Source organism: Rhizobium sp. YTUHZ044 (assembly GCF_051123975.1).
In the GTDB taxonomy this organism is placed as follows: Bacteria; Pseudomonadota; Alphaproteobacteria; order Rhizobiales; family Rhizobiaceae; genus Rhizobium.
The window spans coordinates 177,535-198,371 of sequence record NZ_CP101430.1; the positions used below are offsets into that span (position 1 = coordinate 177,535).

At 62.4% G+C, this 20,837-nt stretch carries 17 protein-coding genes; 13 read left to right on the top strand and 4 right to left on the bottom strand.

Annotated elements, in window-relative coordinates; translation table 11 throughout:
- Position 1: 1 nt before the first annotated feature.
- The 7 genes from NL154_RS30275 (at position 2) to NL154_RS30305 (ending at position 10,125) form a co-directional block, all read left to right on the top strand.
- Positions 2-2,056: an acetate--CoA ligase family protein gene (locus NL154_RS30275; protein ID WP_221147266.1), complete on the top strand. Its 2,055-nt coding sequence runs from the start codon at positions 2-4 to the stop codon at positions 2,054-2,056.
- 6 nt (positions 2,057-2,062) lie between these two features.
- A complete protein-coding gene (locus NL154_RS30280) occupies positions 2,063-2,845 on the top strand; it encodes a carnitinyl-CoA dehydratase (RefSeq protein ID WP_434734568.1) in 783 nt (260 codons plus the stop codon).
- A 116-nt stretch (positions 2,846-2,961) separates the two neighbouring features.
- Complete coding sequence (locus NL154_RS30285; protein ID WP_221155694.1) at positions 2,962-4,551, top strand: ABC transporter substrate-binding protein; 1,590 nt, start codon at positions 2,962-2,964, stop codon at positions 4,549-4,551.
- A 94-nt stretch (positions 4,552-4,645) separates the two neighbouring features.
- Positions 4,646-5,653 carry an ABC transporter permease gene (locus tag NL154_RS30290; RefSeq protein ID WP_221155695.1) on the top strand — a complete coding sequence of 336 codons (1,008 nt, stop codon included), beginning with the start codon at positions 4,646-4,648 and terminating at the stop codon, positions 5,651-5,653.
- Complete coding sequence (locus NL154_RS30295; protein ID WP_210633426.1) at positions 5,650-6,477, top strand: ABC transporter permease; 828 nt, start codon at positions 5,650-5,652, stop codon at positions 6,475-6,477. The genes NL154_RS30290 and NL154_RS30295 overlap by 4 nt, the downstream gene beginning before the upstream one ends.
- Positions 6,470-8,101, top strand: a complete 1,632-nt coding sequence (locus NL154_RS30300; protein WP_221158197.1) for an ABC transporter ATP-binding protein — start codon at positions 6,470-6,472, stop codon at positions 8,099-8,101. Before NL154_RS30295 ends, NL154_RS30300 begins: the two co-directional genes overlap by 8 nt.
- A 20-nt stretch (positions 8,102-8,121) precedes the next feature.
- A complete protein-coding gene (locus NL154_RS30305; RefSeq protein ID WP_430961951.1) occupies positions 8,122-10,125 on the top strand; it encodes a CocE/NonD family hydrolase in 2,004 nt (667 codons plus the stop codon).
- A gap of 273 nt (positions 10,126-10,398) precedes the next feature.
- Here the strand turns inward: NL154_RS30305 and NL154_RS30310 are convergent, their stop codons facing one another.
- Positions 10,399-11,310, bottom strand: a complete 912-nt coding sequence (locus NL154_RS30310) for an alpha/beta hydrolase (protein WP_210633429.1) — start codon at positions 11,308-11,310, stop codon at positions 10,399-10,401.
- A gap of 262 nt (positions 11,311-11,572) precedes the next feature.
- On the opposite strand from NL154_RS30310, the gene NL154_RS30315 reads away from it, so the two are divergent.
- Positions 11,573-12,097 carry an RNA polymerase sigma factor gene (locus NL154_RS30315; RefSeq protein ID WP_210633430.1) on the top strand — a complete coding sequence of 175 codons (525 nt, stop codon included), beginning with the start codon at positions 11,573-11,575 and terminating at the stop codon, positions 12,095-12,097.
- Positions 12,094-14,229, top strand: coding sequence for a YfbK domain-containing protein (locus NL154_RS30320; RefSeq protein ID WP_434734569.1), 2,136 nt, complete (start codon positions 12,094-12,096; stop codon positions 14,227-14,229). The genes NL154_RS30315 and NL154_RS30320 overlap by 4 nt, the downstream gene beginning before the upstream one ends.
- A 57-nt stretch (positions 14,230-14,286) precedes the next feature.
- Here NL154_RS30320 and NL154_RS30325 read toward each other — a convergent pair whose 3' ends face one another.
- Entirely contained in the window at positions 14,287-15,213 is a 927-nt protein-coding gene (locus NL154_RS30325) for an SMP-30/gluconolactonase/LRE family protein (RefSeq protein WP_434734570.1), read from the bottom strand.
- Positions 15,214-15,392: 179 nt separating this feature from the next.
- Here NL154_RS30325 and NL154_RS30330 point away from each other — a divergent pair, with 179 nt between their 5' ends.
- Positions 15,393-16,463 (top strand): LacI family DNA-binding transcriptional regulator, encoded by a 1,071-nt coding sequence (locus tag NL154_RS30330; RefSeq protein WP_434734571.1) that lies wholly within the window; start codon positions 15,393-15,395, stop codon positions 16,461-16,463.
- Positions 16,464-16,475: 12 nt separating this feature from the next.
- Here NL154_RS30330 and NL154_RS30335 read toward each other — a convergent pair whose 3' ends face one another.
- Positions 16,476-17,507 carry an L-idonate 5-dehydrogenase gene (locus tag NL154_RS30335; RefSeq protein WP_434734572.1) on the bottom strand — a complete coding sequence of 344 codons (1,032 nt, stop codon included), beginning with the start codon at positions 17,505-17,507 and terminating at the stop codon, positions 16,476-16,478.
- A gap of 10 nt (positions 17,508-17,517) precedes the next feature.
- Complete coding sequence (locus tag NL154_RS30340; protein WP_210633435.1) at positions 17,518-18,459, bottom strand: 2-hydroxyacid dehydrogenase; 942 nt, start codon at positions 18,457-18,459, stop codon at positions 17,518-17,520.
- Positions 18,460-18,594: 135 nt separating this feature from the next.
- Between NL154_RS30340 and NL154_RS30345 the strand changes: the two genes are divergently transcribed.
- Genes NL154_RS30345 through NL154_RS30355 form a run of 3 tightly spaced genes read left to right on the top strand, consistent with a single transcriptional unit; the run spans position 18,595 to position 20,813 of the window.
- Positions 18,595-19,359, top strand: a complete 765-nt coding sequence (locus NL154_RS30345) for an SDR family oxidoreductase (RefSeq protein ID WP_210633436.1) — start codon at positions 18,595-18,597, stop codon at positions 19,357-19,359.
- 13 nt (positions 19,360-19,372) lie between these two features.
- The gene (locus NL154_RS30350; RefSeq protein WP_434734573.1) at positions 19,373-19,930 is read left to right on the top strand and encodes a gluconokinase; all 558 of its coding nucleotides are present in this window, start codon (positions 19,373-19,375) and stop codon (positions 19,928-19,930) included.
- The gene (locus NL154_RS30355; protein ID WP_210633438.1) at positions 19,920-20,813 is read left to right on the top strand and encodes an NAD(P)-dependent oxidoreductase; all 894 of its coding nucleotides are present in this window, start codon (positions 19,920-19,922) and stop codon (positions 20,811-20,813) included. Before NL154_RS30350 ends, NL154_RS30355 begins: the two co-directional genes overlap by 11 nt.
- Positions 20,814-20,837 lie beyond the last annotated feature (24 nt).

Consider the following 20,837-nt stretch of genomic DNA (forward strand, 5'->3'; position numbering starts at 1 on the left):
GATGACATCTCGCCCGCTTGACCGCCTGCTCAGACCGCAAACGATCGCCGTCTTCGGCGGCCGCGAGGCGCGCAGGGTGATCGAGCAATGCGACCGCATGGGCTTTTCAGGCGCGATCTGGCCCGTCCATCCCAAACTCGACGAGGTGCTTGGACGGCGGTGTTACCGCTCCGTATCCGATCTGCCTTCTGCCCCGGACGCCACTTTCGTCGGCGTCAACAGGACGCTCACCGTCGAGATCGTGCGCAGCCTTTCGCGGGCGGGCGCCGGTGGAGCGGTCTGTTATGCATCGGGCTTCAGCGAGGCGACGGCGGAACTTGCCGACGGCGCCGAACTGCAGCAAGCCCTTTTGGAGGCGGCGGGCGACATGCCGATTCTCGGGCCGAACTGCTACGGGCTGATCAACAGTCTCGACGGCGCCCTGTTATGGCCCGACCAGCACGGCATGAAGCGCATCGAATGCGGCGTCGCGATCCTCACACAGTCATCCAATATCGCCCTCAACCTCACCATGCAGGCCCGCGGCCTGCCGATCGCCTATATGGTGACGGCAGGCAACCAGGCGCAGACATCGCTTGCCGATATCGCCTGCGCACTGATGGAGGATCGGCGCGTCACGGCGGTCGGCCTTCATGTGGAAGGTTTCGGCGACCTCTCGGCCCTCGAGCGCCTTGCCGCCATCGCCCGCCGGTCGAAGAAGCCGGTCGTCTTGCTGAAGGTGGGCAGGTCCGAGCAGGCTAAAAAGGCGGCCGTGTCGCACACCGCCTCGCTTGCCGGCAGCGATGGCGTGGCCGATGCCGTGCTCGCCCGCCTCGGCATCGGCCGGGTCCAGAGCCTGCCGGCGCTCATCGAAACCCTGAAGCTGCTGCATGTCGCAGGCCCTCTGCCAAGCCATTCGATCTCATCCATGAGCTGCTCCGGTGGCGAGGCTTCGCTGATGGCGGATGCCGCCGTCGGCCGCAGGATAGAATTCCCACCCCTGCAGCCGCAGCAATTGCCGCGTCTGCGACAGGTTCTCGGCGAGATGGTGGCGCTTTCCAATCCGCTCGACTACCATACCTTCGTCTGGGGCGATTTCGAACGCCAGACCGAAGCCTTCAGCGCCATGTTCGACGGCGGCTATGCCCTCAATCTCGTCGTCCTTGATTTTCCGCGCGGGGACCGCTGCGATGCGGCCGAATGGGCGACGACGGCGGACGCGGTTATCGCCGCGGCCTCTGCCACCGGTGCGCTGGCCGGCCTTCTGGCGACCCTTCCCGAGAACATGCCCGAGTCGATCGCCGATCGGCTGATGGCGAATGGTATCGTCGCCTTCTCTGGCATCGACGAAGCTATCATAGCGGCGGAAGTCGCCGCCGGTATTGGCAAGGTCTGGGATCGCCCGCCTCCCCTGCCGCTGCTCGACGTGCCGCCCATGGACGGCGAAATCGAGACGCTGACGGAAGCCGATGCGAAGACGGAACTTGCTGCCTGCGGCCTTCCTGTTCCCCGGGGGCTGCAGGCTTTTTCTCCCCGTGAAGCCGCCGAGCAGGCCGAGCGGCTCGGTTTTCCCGTCGTGCTGAAGGGTCTCGGCATTGCGCACAAGACCGAGGCCGGCGCCGTCGTACTCAACCTCAAAGATTCAGAGGCGGTGTCGAATGCGGCGGCGGCGATGCCGCCGAATGGCGGTTATCTCGTCGAGAAGATGATTGATCCGCCGGTCGCCGAGCTCATTGTCGGCGCCAGCCGCGACCCGGTCTTCGGATTGTCGCTGACATTGGGAGCGGGCGGAATCTTCGTCGAACTGCTCGAAGATTCCGTCATCCTGCCGCTTCCGGTGACGAAAGCCGATATTTGTGCGGCGATTTCATGCCTTAAAATCGCAAAGTTGATCCATGGCTATCGCGGACGCCGGCGCGGCGATATTGAAGCCACTATAGACGCCGTCGCAGCTACGGCAGAATATGTCGTAAAGAATGCGGTGCGCCTGGAGGAACTGGACCTTAATCCCCTGATGGTTCTTCCCGAGGGGCGCGGTGTTGTTGCAGTCGATGCTCTCATACGGCGAAGGAGGTAGCATAGTTTGAGCGACCACATTCGTACACGACGTGACGGCGCAGTACTGGAAGTCGTCATCGACCGGCCGAAGGCGAACGCCATCGACCTGGCGACCAGCCGCGTCATGGGATTGATTTTCCGGGATTTTCGCGACGACCCTGAATTGCGCGTCGCCATCGTCACGGGTGCGGGCGAGAAGTTTTTCTGCGCCGGATGGGATTTGAAGGCCGCTGCCGCTGGTGACGCGGTCGACGGTGACTATGGGGTGGGCGGTTTCGGCGGGCTGCAGGAGCTGCGTGACCTCAACAAGCCTGTCATTTGTGCAGTCAACGGCATCTGTTGCGGCGGCGGGCTGGAGCTCGCGCTTTCGACCGATCTGATCATCGCCGCCGAGCATGCGACCTTCGCCCTGCCGGAAATCCGTTCGGGCACGGTCGCCGATGCCGCTTCGATCAAACTGCCGAAGCGCATCCCCTATCACATCGCCATGGACATGCTTTTGACGGGACGCTGGCTCGATGTTCACGAGGCGCATCGCTGGGGTTTCGTCAACGAGGTTCTACCGGCCGACCGGCTGATGGAAAGAGCCTGGGAGCTTGCCCGGTTGCTCGAAAGCGGGCCGCCGCTCGTCTATGCGGCGATCAAGGAAATCGTGCGCGAAGCGGAAGGTTCGACGTTCCAGACTGCCATGAACAAAATCACCAAGCGGCAGTTTGCGACAGTCGACCGGCTCTATTCGAGCGAAGACCAATTGGAAGGCGTGCGGGCGTTCGCCGAGAAGCGAAGCCCCATTTGGAAAGGACGATAAGAAGGCGGCAACAACCGCAATGTTTTCCCGCATGATGCGGGCACCGGAGGTGGAGAGGAAACCGCCTGCGATCCTGCCCGGAAGTTCTGTCAACGCACCAAAGAAGGAACTGGGGAATGAACGACTATACGAAATATCTCGCAAGCCGCGTCACCGCAGGCGGGCTCAGCCGCCGCGAATTCATCGGACGCGCCATGGCGGCCGGCATCACACTTGCCGTCGCCGACAAGCTCTTCACCGAAAGCGCCGAAGCCGCCGAACCGAAGCGCGGCGGCCACCTGAAGCTCGGCCTCGAAGGCGGTGCCGCCACCGATTCCAAGGACCCGGCGAAATTCCTGTCGCAGTTCATGTTCTGCGTCGGCCGCTGCTGGGGCGACATGCTGGTCGAATCCGACCCGCTGACGGGTGCCGCCGTGCCGGCGCTCGCCGAATCCTGGGAGCCCTCGAAGGACGCGGTGACCTGGACCTTCAAGATCCGCAAGGGCGTCAAGTTCCATAATGGCAAGGAACTGACGATCGACGACGTCGTCGCGACGCTGAATCGCCACACCGACAAAAAGTCGGAGTCCGGCGCGCTCGGTGTCCTCGGCTCGATCAAGGAGATCAAGGCGGACGGCGGCAATCTCGTGCTGACGCTCAGCGAAGGCAATGCCGACATGCCGCTGCTGCTGTCGGACTACCATCTGGTCATTCAGCCGAACGGCGGCGTCGACGATCCGCTTGCCTCGATCGGCACCGGCCCATACAAGCTGACGAGCTTCGAGCCCGGTGTGCGCGCCACCTTCGAAAAGAACAAGGACGACTGGCGCTCCGACCGGGGTTACGTCGATTCCATCGAAATCATCGGCATGAACGACGCCACCGCCCGTATCGCCGCGCTCTCGTCCGGACAGGTGCACTACATCAACCGTGTCGACCCGAAGACAGTCAACCTGTTGAAGCGCGCACCCAACGTCGAGATTCTCTCGACCGCCGGCCGCGGCCATTACGTCTTTATCATGCATTGCGACAAGGCGCCGTTCGACAATAACGACCTGCGCCTGGCGCTCAAATATGCCATGGACCGCGAAACCATGGTGCAGAAGATCCTCGGCGGTTACGGCAAGGTGGGCAACGATTTCCCGATCAACAGCACCTATGCGCTCTTCCCCGAGGGCATCGAGCAGCGCACCTACGACCCCGACAAGGCTGCCTTCCACTACAAGAAGTCAGGCCATAGCGGCTCGGTTCTCCTGCGCACCTCCGAAGTTGCCTTCCCGGGCGCCGTCGATGCGGCTGTCCTTTACCAGGAAAGCTGCAAGAAGGCCGGCATCGACATCGAGGTGAAGCGCGAACCGGGTGACGGCTACTGGACCAACGTCTGGAACGTCCAGCCTTTCTCGACCTCCTATTGGGGCGGGCGGCCGACACAGGATCAGATGTATTCCACCGCCTATCTCTCGACGGCGGACTGGAACGACACCAAGTTCAAGCGCCCCGACTTCGACAAGCTGCTGCTGCAGGCGCGCGCCGAGCTTGATGAAGCCAAGCGCAAGGACATGTATCGCACCATGGCAATGATGGTGCGCGACGAAGGCGGCGTGATCCTGCCGATGTTCAACGACTTCGTGAACGCCTCCACCAAGCAGGTGAAGGGTTATGTCCACGACATCGGCAACGACATGTCGAACGGCTACGTCGCAACGCGCGTCTGGCTGGACGCCTAGCGGCAAAGGCACACGCCCTCTCGATCTTCAACGAAGCCGGGACCGTGGGAAAAACCCCGCGGTCCTCCCGACGTTTCAGCGCTAGGTCTTCACCATGACCAATCCTGCCCAAAGCAATATCCTGCCCGGCCTCCGGTTCCGGCAGCGTTTTCCGCTGCTGGCCCTCATCCTCGAGCGCTTCGTGCTCAGCATCGTCCTGCTTTTTGCCGTCTCCATCCTGATTTTCGGCGGTTTGGAGGCTCTGCCCGGCGATTTTGCCACCACCTATCTCGGTCAGTCGGCGACGCCGCAGGCCGTCGCCAATATCCGTCAGGATCTCGGCCTCGATCGCCCGGTGACGACGCGCTACGTCGAATGGCTCGGCAGTGCCGTTCAGGGCGACTTCGGCACCTCCTGGGCCAGCAAGAACTCGGTGAGCGAGCAGATCGGCAAGCGCTTGGGAAATTCGCTCTTCCTGGCGGGTTTCGCGGCGGTCATATCGGTGCCGCTTGCCGTCGGCCTCGGCATGGTGTCGGTGCATTTCCGCAACCGGATGCCCGACAAGATCATCAACGTCATCTCGCTGGCGGCGATTTCGCTGCCGGAATTCTTCATCGGCTACCTGCTGATCCTCTTCTTCGCGGTGAAGTTCGGCATGGCGACCTTTCCGGCGACGGTCTATGACAGCATGGCTTTTTCTGAGCGATTGAAGGCGATCGCGCTTCCAACGGCGACCCTGGTGCTCGTCGTGCTGGCTCACATGATGCGCATGACGCGGGCGGCGATCCTCTCGGTCATGTCGTCGGCCTATATGGAGACCGCCGAACTGAAGGGCCTCAGCGCCTTCCGCTCGATCGTTAAGCATGCCGCTCCCAATGCGCTGGCGCCGATCATCAATGTCGTCGCGTTGAACCTCGCCTATCTCGTAGTCGGCGTCGTCGTCGTCGAGGTCGTCTTCGTCTATCCCGGCATGGGGCAATACATGGTCGATGCGGTGACGGTGCGCGATATGCCCGTCGTGCAGGCCTGCGGCCTGATCTTCGCCGCGGTTTACATCTTCCTCAACATGACGGCCGATATCCTCGCGATCATCGCCAATCCCCGGCTGAGGCATCCACGATGAGATTGAGAGACATCCCCATCACCGCCTGGATCGGCATGATCGGCATCGCCATCGCCTTCATTTTCGCCCTCTTCGCACCCTGGATCGCACCCTATGGCGAGACCCAGGTCGTCGGCGACGTCTGGGCGCCTGCCGACGCGAATTACGTCTTCGGCCTCGACAATCTCGGCCGCGACATCCTCTCGCGCCTAATCTTCGGCGCGCGCACGACACTGCTGGTCGCGTCCGCCGCCACCATCATCTCCTTCTCGCTCGGCATCATCCTCAGCTTCACCGCCGCCGTTTCGCGTGGCCTCATCGACACCGTCCTCTCACGATTCAATGATCTGATGATGTCGATCCCGACGCTGATCTTCGCGCTCGTGGTGCTTGCGGTGCTGCCGCAGAATATGATCGTGCTGATCCTGGTCATGGCGGTCCTCGATTCCACCCGCGTCTATCGTCTCGGCCGCGCCGTGGCGCTCGATGTCGCGGTGATGGAATTCGTCGAGGCCGCCAAGCTGCGCGGCGAAGGCAAGCTCTGGATCATCTTCCGCGAGATCTTGCCGAATACGCTGTCGCCGCTTCTCGCCGAGTTCGGCCTGCGCTTCGCCTTCTCCATCCTGTTTCTTTCGACCCTGTCCTTCCTCGGCCTCGGCATTCAGCCGCCGGCGGCCGATTGGGGCGGCATGGTCAAGGACAACAAGGACGGTATCATCTTCGGCATATCGGCCGCGCTGGTGCCGGGCTCGGCGATCGCCGCCCTTGCCGTCTGCGTCAACCTTGTCGTCGACTGGCTCCTGAAACGCACATCCAGCCTCAAGGGAGGGCGCGGCGATGCCTGAGCTTCTTTCCGTCCGCAATCTGAAGATCGAAGCGACCAGCTATCCGCCCGGCGAACCGCCGAAGCGGGTGACGATCGTCGACGGGGTTTCCTTCGATCTCCAGAGGGGCAAGGTCCTCGGCCTGATCGGGGAATCGGGTGCCGGCAAATCGACGATCGGCCTCTCGGCGCTGGCCTACGGCCGCGGCGGCGCCGAAATCACCGGCGGCGAGGTGCGGCTCGTCGGCACCGACATTCTGGCGCTCGGCAAGAACGGCATCCGAAAAATTCGCGGCGCAAGGGTCTGCTACGTCGCGCAATCGGCCGCAGCCGCCTTCAATCCGGCGCACAGGCTCGGCGATCAGGTGATCGAGGCGTCGGTCGAACATGGGTTGATGAGCAAGGACGAGGCGCGCAAACGTGCGCTTTACCTGTTTCGTGTCCTCGGCCTGCCCAATCCGGAAAACTTCGGTGAACGTTTTCCCCATCAGGTCTCCGGCGGCCAGCTGCAGCGCGCAATGACGGCGATGGCGCTCTGCTCGAACCCCGAATTGATCGTCTTCGACGAGCCGACGACGGCGCTGGACGTCACCACGCAGATCGACGTGCTGGCGGCGATCAAACATGCGATCGAGGAAACGCACACTGCCGCCCTCTACATCACCCACGATTTGGCCGTCGTCGCCCAGATCTCCGACGACATCATGGTGCTGCGTCATGGGAAACAGGTGGAATATGGCAGCGTCAAGCAGATCATCGAGGCGCCGCGGGAAGACTATACGCGTGCCCTCGTCAATGTCAGGCAGGCCTACCGCGACGAAGCCGCCGATCAGTCGTCAGCCCTTCTCAGGATAGAGAAGGTCAGCGCCGAATATTCCAACGGCTTCAAGGTGCTGCACGACATCTCGCTGCACGTGCCGAAGGGACAGACGCTTGCGGTCGTCGGCGAATCCGGCTCGGGCAAATCGTCCCTGGCGCGCGCCATTACCGGCCTTCTGCCGCCGAAGAGCGGGCGCATCCTCTTTGACGGCAAGCCGCTGATGCCCGATCTCAAGAGCCGGCCGAACGACGACCTCAGGCGCGTCCAGCTGATCTACCAGATGGCCGATACGGCGATGAACCCGCGCCAGACGGTGCGCGACATCATCGGCCGGCCTCTGACCTTCTATTATGGCCTGAGAGGCGCTGAGAAGACCGCCCGGGTGAAGGAATTGCTCGACCAGATCGAAATGGGCAACGGCTTCATCGATCGTTATCCGGCGGAGCTGTCCGGCGGCCAGAAGCAGCGCGTGGCGATCGCCAGAGCCCTAGCCGCCAAGCCCGAACTCATCCTCTGCGACGAGCCGACCTCGGCGCTCGATCCGCTGGTGGCCGAGGGTATCCTCAAGCTGCTGCTGCGCCTGCAGGAGGAAGAGCAGCTCTCTTATGTCTTCATCACCCACGATATCGCGATCGTCCGGGCGATCGCCGACAGCGTGGCGGTGATGCATCGTGGTAAGCTGGTACGGTTCGGCCCGAAATCTCAAGCGCTGTCGCCGCCTTTCGACGATTACACCGACCTGCTGTTGAAGTCGGTGCCGGAAATGGAAATCGGCTGGCTGGAACGAGTGCTTGCCACACGGCGCATGGAAAGCGCCGGCCACTGAATGTTAATGAAGGAGTGAGCATGGCCTCGCGCGGCTTCACCACCATCGAGAATGAGTGGATTGCCCTCAAGGATGGAACGCGGCTCGCCGCGCGCATCTGGATGCCAGACGGCGCGGCAGACGATCCCGTTCCCGCCGTCTTCGAATTCCTGCCCTATCGCAAGCGGGACGGAACCAGCCCCCGCGACGAGTCGACCTATCCGGTCTTCGCAGCCGCAGGCATTGCCGGCGTACGCGTCGACATCCGCGGATCGGGGGAATCGGATGGTGTCATCGATGGCGAATATACCGAGCGCGAGCTTGCCGATGCCTGCGAGCTGATCGCCTGGATTGCCGGGCAGCCTTGGTCGAACGGCGCGGTCGGGATGATGGGTATTTCATGGGGCGGCTTCAACAGCCTGCAGGTCGCGGCACTGCGTCCGCCGGCGCTCAAAGCCGTCATCTCGATCGCCTCGACCGTCGACCGCTACAATGACGACATTCACTACAAGAACGGTTGCCATCTCTCCGCCCAGCTTTCCTGGGCGGCGACCATGCTCGGCTATCAGTCGCGCCCGCCGGATCCTGCCCTTGTCGGCGAGCGGTGGAAGGAGATGTGGCTGGAACGCCTGGCCGGCGAGCCCTTCTTCATGGAGGAATGGCTGAGCCATCAACGGCGCGACGGTTTCTGGCGTCACGGCTCGATCTCGGAGGATTTTTCGAAGGTGGAGGTCCCGGCGCTGGTGATTGCCGGCTGGGCGGACGGTTACCGCAATACGCCTCTGATGGCGGTCGAAGGCCTCGGTGAAAAAGCAAAGGCACTGATCGGTCCCTGGGTCCACAAATATCCGCATTTCGCCTGGCCGAAGCCGCGCGTCGATTTTCATGGCGAAGCGATCGCCTGGTGGAACAAATGGTTGCGCGGCGAGGACAATGGCATCGACGGGCTGGCGCAGACCCGCGCCTATATTCTCGATGCGATCCGTCCTGCCGCACGCCGCGACAGCGATCCCGGCTTCTGGATCGCAAGGGATGTCTGGTCGCCACCGCACATGCAGTGTTTCTATGTCGAGCAATTCGGCCGGCTGACGGAGGGCATGCCGATCCCGCATGCGCCCGCGCATCCCGTCCATCTCCATTCTCCGCTCGACACCGGCACGGCATCAGGGGAATATTTCACGCTGAAGCCAGACGCCGAACTGGCGATCGATCAGCGCTCGGACGATGCCGGTTCGCTGGTCTTCGATACGATGCCGCTTGCCAACGATTGCGACTATCTCGGCCGGCCCGTGCTGACGCTTGCGCTGCGCGCTCATGCAACGGGCGGCAATCTCTGCGCCCGCCTGATCGACGTCCATCCCGACGGCACGGCGACGCGTGTCGCCTTCGGCGTTCTCAATCTCACCCATCGCGACGGCAATGCGGATCCGAAACCGCTGGTGCCGGGCGAGACGGCGTCGATCCGGCTGGTGCTCGATGCCTGCGGTTACCGCTTCCGCAAGGGCCATCGCATCCGCCTTTCACTCTCCACCGCTTATTGGCCGATGATCCTGCCGCCGCCTGAAGACGAAGGGGTCGAGATCGATATCGCCTCGCTCGGCCTGGGTTTGCCGGTGATCGGCGACCATCGCCGGATCGACATCGAGGAACCGGCCAATCCCGATCCCTTGCCGAAATATATCGAGCACGCGGCCGCGGCGACGAAGCGGCAGGTCGTTCGCGACCTCTCGGCCAACCGGACGCAGTATCATATCCACGAGGATACCGGGCTCACCGAACATCCTGAGACCGGCCTGTCGACCCGGCAATTGCGGGAGGAGGTCTGGTCGATTGCACCGGATGATCCGCTGTCGATGACCGGCATGTCCACCTGGACCTGCGACATGCGCCGGCCTGGCTGGTTTGCCCGCACGGTCGCGACGGCGCGAATTGCCTGCACCGGGACCGAGTGGATCATCAGCGCCGTCGTCACGGCTTTTGAAGATGACGTGCAGATCTTCGAGAAGGTCTTTGCGGAGAAGCGGATCGCGCGCGACCTGATGTGATCGTTAGAGGCTTTCCGGGTTAGATTGCAGCATTCTGTTGGCTCAAACGGAGTCGATGGTCGACCGGCCGGCGCGTGTCGTAGCCCGGCTCTACGGCCAAGCCGGCCGGTCGATCAGCCGGCCCGTTTCAGCCAACCCGAAGGGCCGGGCATCTTTCCGCCAGGATCAAAGGCGATCGGCTCGGACGTACCAAGGGGTATACCCGTCGCCAATCGCCTTTGCCCTGACGAAAACCTGCTCCGGCAGAATGCTGCAATCTAACCCGGAAAGGCTCTAAGCCGTTGCAAAATGTCTGACGGCCTCGCAAACGGCGCGGAAGCCTTCTTGCGCACCATCGCTGATGTGGCGGGCGCGCAGCCATGCATGCACCATCTGCGGCTCCTCCCGGAACCAGACTTCGACGCCTTCGGCGGTGAGCCGGGCGGCATATTGCCGTCCGTCGTCCCGCAGCGGATCGAAATGGGCGACCGTGATGAAGGCTGGCGGCAGTCCGGCAACCGAGGATGCCTTTAACGGCTCGGCGATCTCGTTTCCATCAGGCGCCTGCAGGATATCGCGGTAATAGGCGACATCGGCCGTCGTCAGGCCGGGCGCCGCAGCCATTTCAACATAGGAACCGGCATCGAGGTCGCCGCCGAGCGCGGGGTAGATGAGGACTTGGCCGACAATTCCGGTTAGTTCTTCATCGCGCGCCCGCAAGGCAAGGCCGGCTGCAAGGTTGCCGCCGGCGCTGTCGCCGATCAGCACGACCTTGTTGCTGGCGGCAAGCAGATGTTTGAGCACCGCGAAACCGTCATCCGTCTGTGCCGGCCAGCGATATTCTGGGGCCAGCCGGTAATCGACGGAAACCAGTTCCGCGCCGGCAAAATCGGCGATCTCGGCGCAGATGGCGTGATGGCTTTCCAGCGAACCGACGACGAAGCCGCCGCCGTGAAGATAGAGCAGGATGGTGCGCGTGCTGATTTTCCGTGGCCGATAACGCCGGATCGGGATACGCTGGAGCATGCCGTCCGCAAAGATCATATCCGGGGGAGCCGAGCGGTCGAAGCGGGCGCAAAGAGCGTCGTACCAATGCCGCTGCTGCTCGACCGATGCCTGGACGGCATCCGGCGGATAGAAACTATCGCAAATCTCGAGAAACTGCAGAATGCCCTTTTCTGTGGGGGCAGGCGATGGAGCGGACATGCAGGGTCCTTTCGATTTGGGACATACAGATCATGTCCCTGGCCGACTCTGACCCCATCATGCGCCTTTGCCTCGAGGGTAATCTGTCTGACCGCGACCCAAGGATGTCGCGATGCTTGCTTATTTCGCCTTGAGTTTCCAGGCTTTGCCGCTTTTCCTAAAAATCCGATAATTTTTTTATGGTCCACCCAAGGAAAGCCATTGGAGAAACGTCTCAATCCCGAAATAGCATCTTGGCTGATATCTTGGGGGTAGGTGCGCATTGGATGCGGAGCTCATAGAACGAGCGCAGGCGGGCGACCGGGAGGCCTTCGGGCAACTGGTCTCGCGCCATTATGATTTCGTCCACGCGACGGCGTGGCGATGGTCGGGCAGTGCCACCGACGCCGACGATATTGCACAGGAGGTCTGCGTCAAGCTCGGTGCGGCCATCCGCGGCTTTCGCGGCGCCAGCCGCTTCAGGACATGGCTCTATACGCTGACGCTCAATGCCGCCCGCGACCATAGGCGAAAGCTTGCGCGAGAAGAGTTGACATTCCGCGCTTATGCCGCCGAACCGCAACCGGCCGCGCCGGGCAGACATGATGACGAGCTGTCGAGCGAATTATGGACGGCCGTGCGTGCTTTGCCGGAACGGCAATGCGACGCCGTGCTGCTCGTCTATGGCGAAGGCCTCAGCCATTCGGCTGCCGCCGATGTTATGGGCTGCTCGGAGGCGACCGTGTCCTGGCAGGTGCACGAGGCGCGCAAGAGACTGAAGGCCATGCTCGGCAAGGAAGAGGTATGATGGACAAGGAACTCGAAAAGCTCTCCCGTCTCACAGCCCCGGCAGCCGATGCGGAAGCGCGCGCGCGCGCGCTTGCCGCGGCAATGCAGGCCTTCGACAGCGCGGAAAATAATGCGGCGGCAGCCCAAGGAAATGCGAAAGGCTGGCGTCCAAGCTCCATCATCAACTGGATATGGAGCCCTGCCATGAACAAGAAATTCCTCGCCGGTTCAGCTCTCGCGACGCTGCTCGTCATTCCCGCTGCCGGTTACCTCACGATCGAGCTGACCCGCAACGGATCGCCGATCGTCGACCAGACCGAGATCGCCAGCCACCTCGTGCAAAACAACATGCCGAAACCGGCCGAACCAGTCACGGCCGCGCCTCAGCTTTCCGAAGCCCCGACCGAAGAAAGCCGGCCGGCTCAACCGTCTGCCGTCAGCGGCGCCCAAGCCTTGCAGGACAAGGAGCTACAGACTGCAAAACCCGCGGCGGAGCGGCCCTCTGAATTCGATGCCGGCGAAATTGTGGCTCTCAAGAACAAGTCGGAGGATTCCGCCGCGGCACTCGAGATGGCCAAACGTGTTGCACCGGCCGCTCCTGGCATGGCCGCTCAGGGACAGTTGTTGGTCGAGCCGATGGGCGCCGTTGCCCCCTCGCCTGTTCCGCCAGCAGATGGGCGTGTGCAGATCCAGCTCGACCCCAGCCGCGAACGGTTTGCCAATGCCGCGGCAAATCCGATTAAGAGCGTGGCGACCGATCCGGTCTCGACCTTCTCCGCCGATGTCGACAGCGCCTCTTATTCCTTCGTCCGCCGGTCGTTGACGGGCGGGGCGATGCCCGATCCGCAATCGGTTCGCGTCGAGGAAATGATCAATTATTTCCCCTATGACTGGCCGCTTCCCAACAATGCCGATCAGCCTTTCAAGGCGACCGTGACGGTGATGCCGACGCCGTGGAATCACGACACGCAACTGATGCATGTGGCGATCAAGGGGTATGACATCGCGCCGGCGACCGCGCCGCATGCCAATCTGGTTTTCCTGATCGATGTCTCAGGCTCGATGGATGAACCGGACAAGCTGCCGCTCCTCAAGAGCGCTTTCCGGCTGCTGGTCAACAGGCTGAAGGCCGACGACACCGTCTCGATCGTCACCTATGCCGGCAATGCCGGGACGGTGCTGGAACCGACGCGGGTGGCGGAGAAATCGAAGATCCTCTCGGCGATCGACAGGCTGGAGGCTGGAGGCTCGACCGGCGGCGCCGAGGGCATTGAGGCGGCCTACGATCTCGCCAAACAGGCTTTCGTCAAGGACGGCGTCAATCGGGTGATGCTGGCGACGGACGGCGATTTCAATGTCGGCCCGTCGAGCGACGAGGATCTGAAGCACATCATCGAAGAAAAGCGCAAAGACGGCATCTTTCTCACCGTTCTCGGCTTCGGACGCGGTAATCTCAATGATTCCCTGATGCAGACGCTGGCGCAGAACGGCAATGGCAGCGCCGCCTATATCGACACCTTGGCGGAGGCGCAGAAGACGCTGGTCGAGGAAGCCAGGTCGACGCTGTTTCCGATCGCCAAGGATGTCAAGTTCCAGGTGGAGTTCAACCCGGAACGGATCGCCGAATACCGGCTGATCGGCTACGAGACCCGCGCCCTCAACCGCGAGGATTTCAACAATGACCGTGTTGATGCCGGCGATATCGGCTCCGGCCACAGCGTCACGGCGATCTACGAGATTACGCCCAAGGGAAGCCCTGCGGTCATGAATGACGACCTGCGGTATGGCGCAGCCGGTAAGGTGCCGGCCGACAAGGCGCCGGCCGAGGCAGCGGGCAGCGGGCATCAGGGCGAGCTTGCCTTCGTCAAGATGCGCTTCAAGCGGCCCGGCGAGGACAAGAGCGCGCTGATCACCACACCTGTCGGCGCCGGGAACGCGGTCGCCACCATCGACGCCGCGCCGCAGGATGTCCGTTTCTCGGTAGCCGTCGCCGCCTTCGGCCAAAAGCTGAGCCGCATCGCCGCCGTCGATGCCTATTCCTATCAGGCGATTGCCGACCTCGCTGCGGCATCGCGGGGGACGGATCCCTTCGGCTACAGATCGGATTTCCTCGGCCTCGTCAGGCTGGCTGACAGCCTCAGCCAACGATGAGAGAAAAGCACCGCAAAGTAGAGGCCGCCTTGAAGGGCGGCCTCGCCTGTATGAGAGCTACCCGTGCCTCGACCCGTTGGCAGTGAGATAGACCGCGTAGAGAGAGGTTGTTGCGGTGATGAAGAGGCGGTTCAGTTTCTCGCCGCCGAAGGCGACGTTTGAGACGATCTCGGGAATATGGATCTTGCCGAGCAGGGTGCCATCCGGATCGTAAGCGTGCACGCCATCGGCGGCGCTCGTCCAGATCTTGCCCTTCCGGTCGACGCGAAAGCCGTCGAAAAAGCCTGAAGTGCATTGGGCGAAAATGCCGAGATCGGTCAGCTTTCCATTCTCTGATGCGGCGAGTTTTCGAATGTGACGCGGACCGCCCGCCAAGTGCGTTCCTCCCGTATCGGCGATGTAGAGCACTGTCTCATCCGGGGAGAAGGCCAGCCCGTTCGGCTTGACAAAATCGGACGCCACCCGCTCGGTCGCGCCTGTCGCCGGATCATGCCGGTAGACGTGGCATCCGCCGATTTCCTCTTCGCCGTAGTCACCCTCGTAATCGTGGAGGATGCCGTAGTTCGGGTCGGTGAACCAGACTGTGCCGTCGGATTTAACGGTGACGTCGTTGGGAGAATTGAGCCGGTTGCCGGCAATGCGATCGGCCAGGATGGTAATCCCGCCGTCGAAATCCGTCCGCGTGACCCGGCGCGTCAGATGCTCGCAGGTAACGAGCCGTCCTTGATTGTCGACGGTGTTGCCATTCGAATTGTTGCTGGGCGAGCGGAATACCGAGGTCTGCCCGCTGGTATCGTCGTAGCGCATCATGCGGTTGTTGGGGATATCCGAAAAAACCAGATAACGCCCGGCGGCGAACCAGGCCGGTCCCTCCAGCCAGCGGCCGCCCGTCCAAAGCCGCTCGACGCGGATATGGCCGACGAAGCAGTTTTCAAAGCGCGGGTCGAGAACCTCAAAGCCCGTACCCTCGATTTCTCCGAACATGACGCTCCCTCCCAAATTGTTATCGATATCATGCTGCCTTGTTTTGCAGCCTTCGTACAGAGACCCGACGGACTGTGGAACGACTCATTCCTGCAATAATATCGATTGTGCGATGATAACGATAACTTTATCGTGTCCCGAGTTGCCCAACTCGGAAGCTGTTGTGAAAGCGGGACCCAGTGAAAAACGAGGATGAGCCAAAAGACAAGCGTCTCAAAGGAGGAGACGCCCAGAAGCTGACGATGGCTGAGGTCGCCAAATATGTCGGCGTATCGGCCATGACCGTTTCGCGCGCCTTTCGGCAGGATGCGAGTGTTTCCGAAGAGACGCGCAAGCGCATCATGGAAGCCGTCGATGCGCTCGGCTATGTGCTCGACCTTTCGGCCGGCAGTCTTTCCTCGCGGCGCAGCGGCTTCATCGCGGCGCTGGTGCCCTCCATCAACAATTCGAATTTCTCCGACACCGCCCGCGGCATTACCGATGCGCTGGAGAATACCGGTCTTCAGCTTCTTCTCGGCTACACCGACTATTCCGCCGAGAAGGAAGAAAAGCTGATCGAGGCGATGCTGCGCCGGCGCCCCGAAGGCGTCATCCTGACAGGCGGTTCGCACACCGACCGCGCCCGACGCATGCTTGATAAGGCCGGCATTCCGGTGGTGGAAACCTGGGAGCTTCCGGAGAAGCCGATCAACCATGTCGTCGGCTTTTCCAACAGCGAGGCGATGTCGCTGCTGGTGCGGACGCTGGCGAGCCAGGGCTATCGGAGGTTCGGCTATATCGGCGGAACGACGGCGCGCGATACGCGCGGCAGCCAGCGGCGAAGCGGTTTCCTGAAGACCGTCGAAGAACTGGGCCTGGGACCGGGCCGGGCGATTTCCTTCGGCGTGCCGCCGATCACCATGGAACAGGGCGGCCAGGCGATCATGAGCCTGCTGGAGCGCTGGCCGGACACGGAAGTGGTTCTTTGCGTTTCCGACCTTTCGGCCTTCGGCGCGATCATGGAATGCAAGCGCAGGGAAATGAGCGTGCCGGGTGATATCGCCATTGCCGGCTTCGGCGATTATGAGATCTCGTCGATCTGTCATCCCAGCATCACCACCATCAATGTCGACTGTTACGGCATCGGCCGTCAGGCCGCCGCCCGCCTGCTCGATGCCTTGCAGGGCATCGGCGAGGCGACCGGCGACGAGATTATATTGACGGGCTACAGGGTCGTTCTGCGCGAAAGCACTGATCGCAGCGCCTCATAGCTGGCGACAATATCAGAAGGCGATCTGCACCTTCATCGACTTGCTGCGGTCGCTGGCCAGTTCGAAGGCGGCGACAGCCTCTTCGATGGCAAAAACCCCTGTCAGCAGCGGCTTCAGATCGACACGGCGCGCATTGATCAATTCGACGGCGAGCCCGAACTCCTCGTGAAAGCGGAATGTGCCGCGCATCTCGATTTCCTTGGCAACGATCATGTTCTGCGGAATGGAGACATCGCCGCCAAGGCCGAGCTGCACGAGCACGGCACGGGGCTTCAGCACCTCAAGGCCGGCGCGCACGGCCCGCTCATTGCCAGACGCCTCGAACATGACGTCGAAATATCCCTTGTCGGCGCCATAAGCGGCAAGATCGGCGGCATGCGTGGCAACATTGATCGTGCGATCGGCGCCGCTGGTGCGGGCGATGGCCAGAACGCTGTCGGTCACATCGGTCGCGACGATTTCACGGGCGCCGAGAACGCGGGCGGCAACGATCGCCAGCATGCCGATGGGGCCGCAGCCGGTGACCAGCACCCGCTTGCCGAGCAGCGAACCGGCGCGGCTTGCCGCATGCAGCGTCACGGCAAAGGGTTCGGCGAAGGCAGCCTCATGAATGGAAATGCCGTCGGCGACCTTGTGGCATTGCCAGCGCTCCGCCACCAGCCGCTGGCGGAAGCCGCCCTGAATGTGCGGCATGGGCATGGCGCTGCCGTAGAACCGCATGTTCAGGCAGTGGTTCTGCTGTCCCTTCAGGCAATATTGGCAATGGCTGCACGGCCGGCTCGGGGAAACCGCAACGCGGTCTCCAACGGCAAGGTCGGTCACGCCGGCACCCAGCGTCTTGACGGTGCCGGCGATCTCGTGGCCGAGGATCATCGGTTCGCGCAGACGAACGGTGCCGAAGCCGCCATGATTGTAATAATGCAGGTCGGAGCCGCAAATGCCGCCGGCTTCGATTGATATCTCCACCTGCCCAGCTCCGGCAACCTCCGGCTCGCGCTCTTCGACCCTGAGATCCTTGGCGGCGTGAATGACGATGGCTTTCATACCGGGATCCTCATACGACCGGAGTCGGAAGCGCGCGACCGGCAAAATACGCGGCGAGATTGTCTCTGACCAGTTTGCCCATGGCCTTGCGGGTTTCGATGGTGCCGGAGCCGTGGTGGGGTTGCAGCACGACGTTTGGCAGCGTCAGGAAGCGCGCATCGATTTTCGGCTCATTGAGGAAAACGTCAAGGCCGGCGGCCTGGATGGTGCGGTTCTGAAGCGCTGCGATCAGTGCCTCCTCGTCGACGGTCGTCCCGCGCGAAACGTTGATCAGCATGCCTTCCGGGCCGAGCGCTTCCAGCACCTCGGCGTTGATGATCTTCATGGTCGCGGCCCCTCCGGGAACGATGACGATCAGGAAGTCGGCCCAATTGGCAAGCGCGACCAGATTGGCTTCATAACCATAGGCGACATCCTGGTCCCTGTTGCGGGCGAAATAGGAGATGTCGCAGCCGAAAGCGGCAGCCCGCCAGGCGATCGCCTTGCCGATCCGCCCCATGCCAACGATCCCGACCTTCTTGCCCGAAACCCGCGTCACCAGCGGCATGGGTACGTTGCCCCACTGGCCGTTGCGGACGAAAACGTCAGCCTGCGGAATCTGGCGCGCGGTGGAAAGCAGCAGTCCGATGGCGATATCGGCGACGTCTTCGGTCAGCACGTCAGGAGTATTCGTCACGCGAATGCCGTTGGCGCGGGCATAGGACAGGTCAATGGCGTCGGTGCCGACGCCGTAACAGGAGACGATCTCCAGCTTCGGCAGTTGTTTCATCAGATCGGCGGAAGCGCCGAGTTCGCCGCGCGTCGCGATCGCGCGGATATTGCTGCCGACTTTCGAAATCAGTTCCTGCCGATCCGCGGCTTCCCACAGGCGGTGGACGCGGTAGGTCGCCTCCAGATCAACCATGTCCCACTCCGGATAGGCCCCGGCCATCAAGATTTCTACGTCAGGCATTCCGTCTCCATCCCGCATTTTGGCTGTTGATTATGTTATCGATAACATATAATTCGGAAAGGCGATGTCAAGTGAGTTTCACCTCAAGTGGCGGTATAAGCCGTCATTCGCAGCGACACCGGAGGAGTGATTTGCATGAAGAACCTGTTTGATCTGACCGGGCGGCTCGCCCTGATCACCGGCTCGAGCCAGGGGATCGGTTATGCGCTGGCCGAGGGCTTGGCGCAGCATGGCGCCGAGGTCGTCATCAACGGCCGCACGCCCGAAAGCGTCAAACGCGCAGTCGAAAGCCTCAAGGCTCAAGGTCTGTCTGCCCATGCGGCCATCTTCGACGTGACCAGCAAGGACGGCGCCAAACAGGGCATCGATGCGATTGAGGCCGATATCGGTCCGCTCGATATCCTGATCAACAATGCCGGCATGCAGTTCCGCACGCCGCTGGAAGATTTCCCGGCGGACAAATGGGAATTGCTGCTGACCACGAATGTTTCCAGCGTCTTTTACGTCGGCCAGGCGGCCGCCAAGGCGATGATCGCCCGCGGTCAGGGCAAGATCATCAACATCGCCTCGGTTCAGAGCGAACTCGCCCGTCCCGGCATTGCTCCCTACACGGCGACGAAGGGCGCGGTGCGCAATCTGACCCGCGGCATGTGCGCCGACTGGGCCAAGCACGGCCTGCAGATCAACGCGATCGCGCCGGGCTATTTCAAGACGCCCCTCAACCAGGCGCTGGTCGACAATCCCGAATTCTCATCCTGGCTCGAAAAGCGGACGCCGGCCGGACGCTGGGGCAATGTCGAGGAACTGGTGGGTGCTGCCGTCTTCCTGTCGGGCCGCGGTTCGTCCTTCATCAACGGCCATACGCTTTATGTCGACGGCGGCATCACGACCTGCCTCTAAGGGAGGTGAGATGATGAACCTCGAGAAAAACGCACTGCCCCCGGCCGTTGTCGTCATGGGCGTCAGCGGCTGCGGCAAATCCTCGGTTGGAGAACGCATCGCTGCGCAAAACGGCATGCCGTTCCTGGAAGGCGACCAACTCCATCCGGCTGCCAATGTCGAGAAGATGGCAAAGGGCACCCCGCTCACCGACGATGACCGCCTGCCCTGGCTCGACCGGATCGGCGAGGAAATAACGGCGGCGCAAAAGGCGTCGCAGGGTTTGGTGATTTCCTGTTCGGCGCTGAAGAGAAGCTATCGGGACAGGCTGCGGCAGGCGGCAAATGGGCGTCTTGCCTTCGTTTTCCTGGAGGGATCGCGCGAGCTGCTGTTGTCGCGGATGCAGGCCCGTCAGGGCCATTTCATGCCGGCGTCGCTGCTCGACAGCCAGCTGCAGACGCTGGAGCCGCCGACCGGTGAGCCCGGTGTCGTGACGGTGGCGATCGATATGGCTTTGGATGATATGGTGGCGCTGGCTTGTGAGGGGCTGAGCGGCGTGGCCGTCAAGGGAGGAGATTATCATGCAGGATGACCACAGAGCAGATGTCGCCGTCATCGGCGCGGGTATCATGGGAGCGGCGATCGTCACGCGATTGATCGAAACCGGCCACAAAGTATCGGTTTTCGATCTCGATGCTGAAAAGGTCGCGGCGCTGGAAGCCAAGGGCGCCCACGCGGCCGCTTCGGTGGAGGATGCGGTCTCGCGGTCGGAATTCTGCGTGCTCAGCCTCAATCACGCAAACATCGTCCGCGCCGTCGTCTTCGGCGAGAAGGGTATTGCGGCGGCGGCAAACGCCGGCAAGCTGCTGATCGATATGTCCTCGATCGACCCGGCCGAGACCGCCGACATGGCGAAGCGGCTGCGTGGGGAAACGGGCATGGCATGGGTGGATTGCCCGCTTTCGGGCGGCGTGCCCGGCGCGCTCGGCGGAAAGCTGACGATCATGGCCGGTGGCAGCCCCGAGGATTTCGAGCGGGCGCGGGTGGTGATGCGGCATCTTGCCGCCAATTACACGCTGATGGGCGCCTCCGGCGCCGGGCAGACCACCAAGCTGATCAACCAGCTGTTCTGCGCCGTGCTGTTCCAGGCGGTCGCTGAAGCCGTCAAGCTGGCGGAAGCCGGCGGCGTCGATCCCGCCGCCATTCCGGCCGCCCTTGCCGGCGGCAGGGCGGATAGCCGGATATTGCAGGAATTCATGGCAAAATTCGCTGCCCGGGATTTCTCGCCGACAGGCAGGATCGACAATATGCTGAAGGATCTGGACTCGCTTCAGGCCTTTGCGCTGAAGACGAAAACGCCGCTACCGATGACGGGAGCGGTGGTGGAGATTCACCGTCTGCTTTGCGCTGCCGGTCTTGGGCCGAAGGACTCTGCAGAGATGATGCGTCTGCTCGACGGATTTGCCGCCGACTGACCTCATTTCAGGCATGGGAGATTG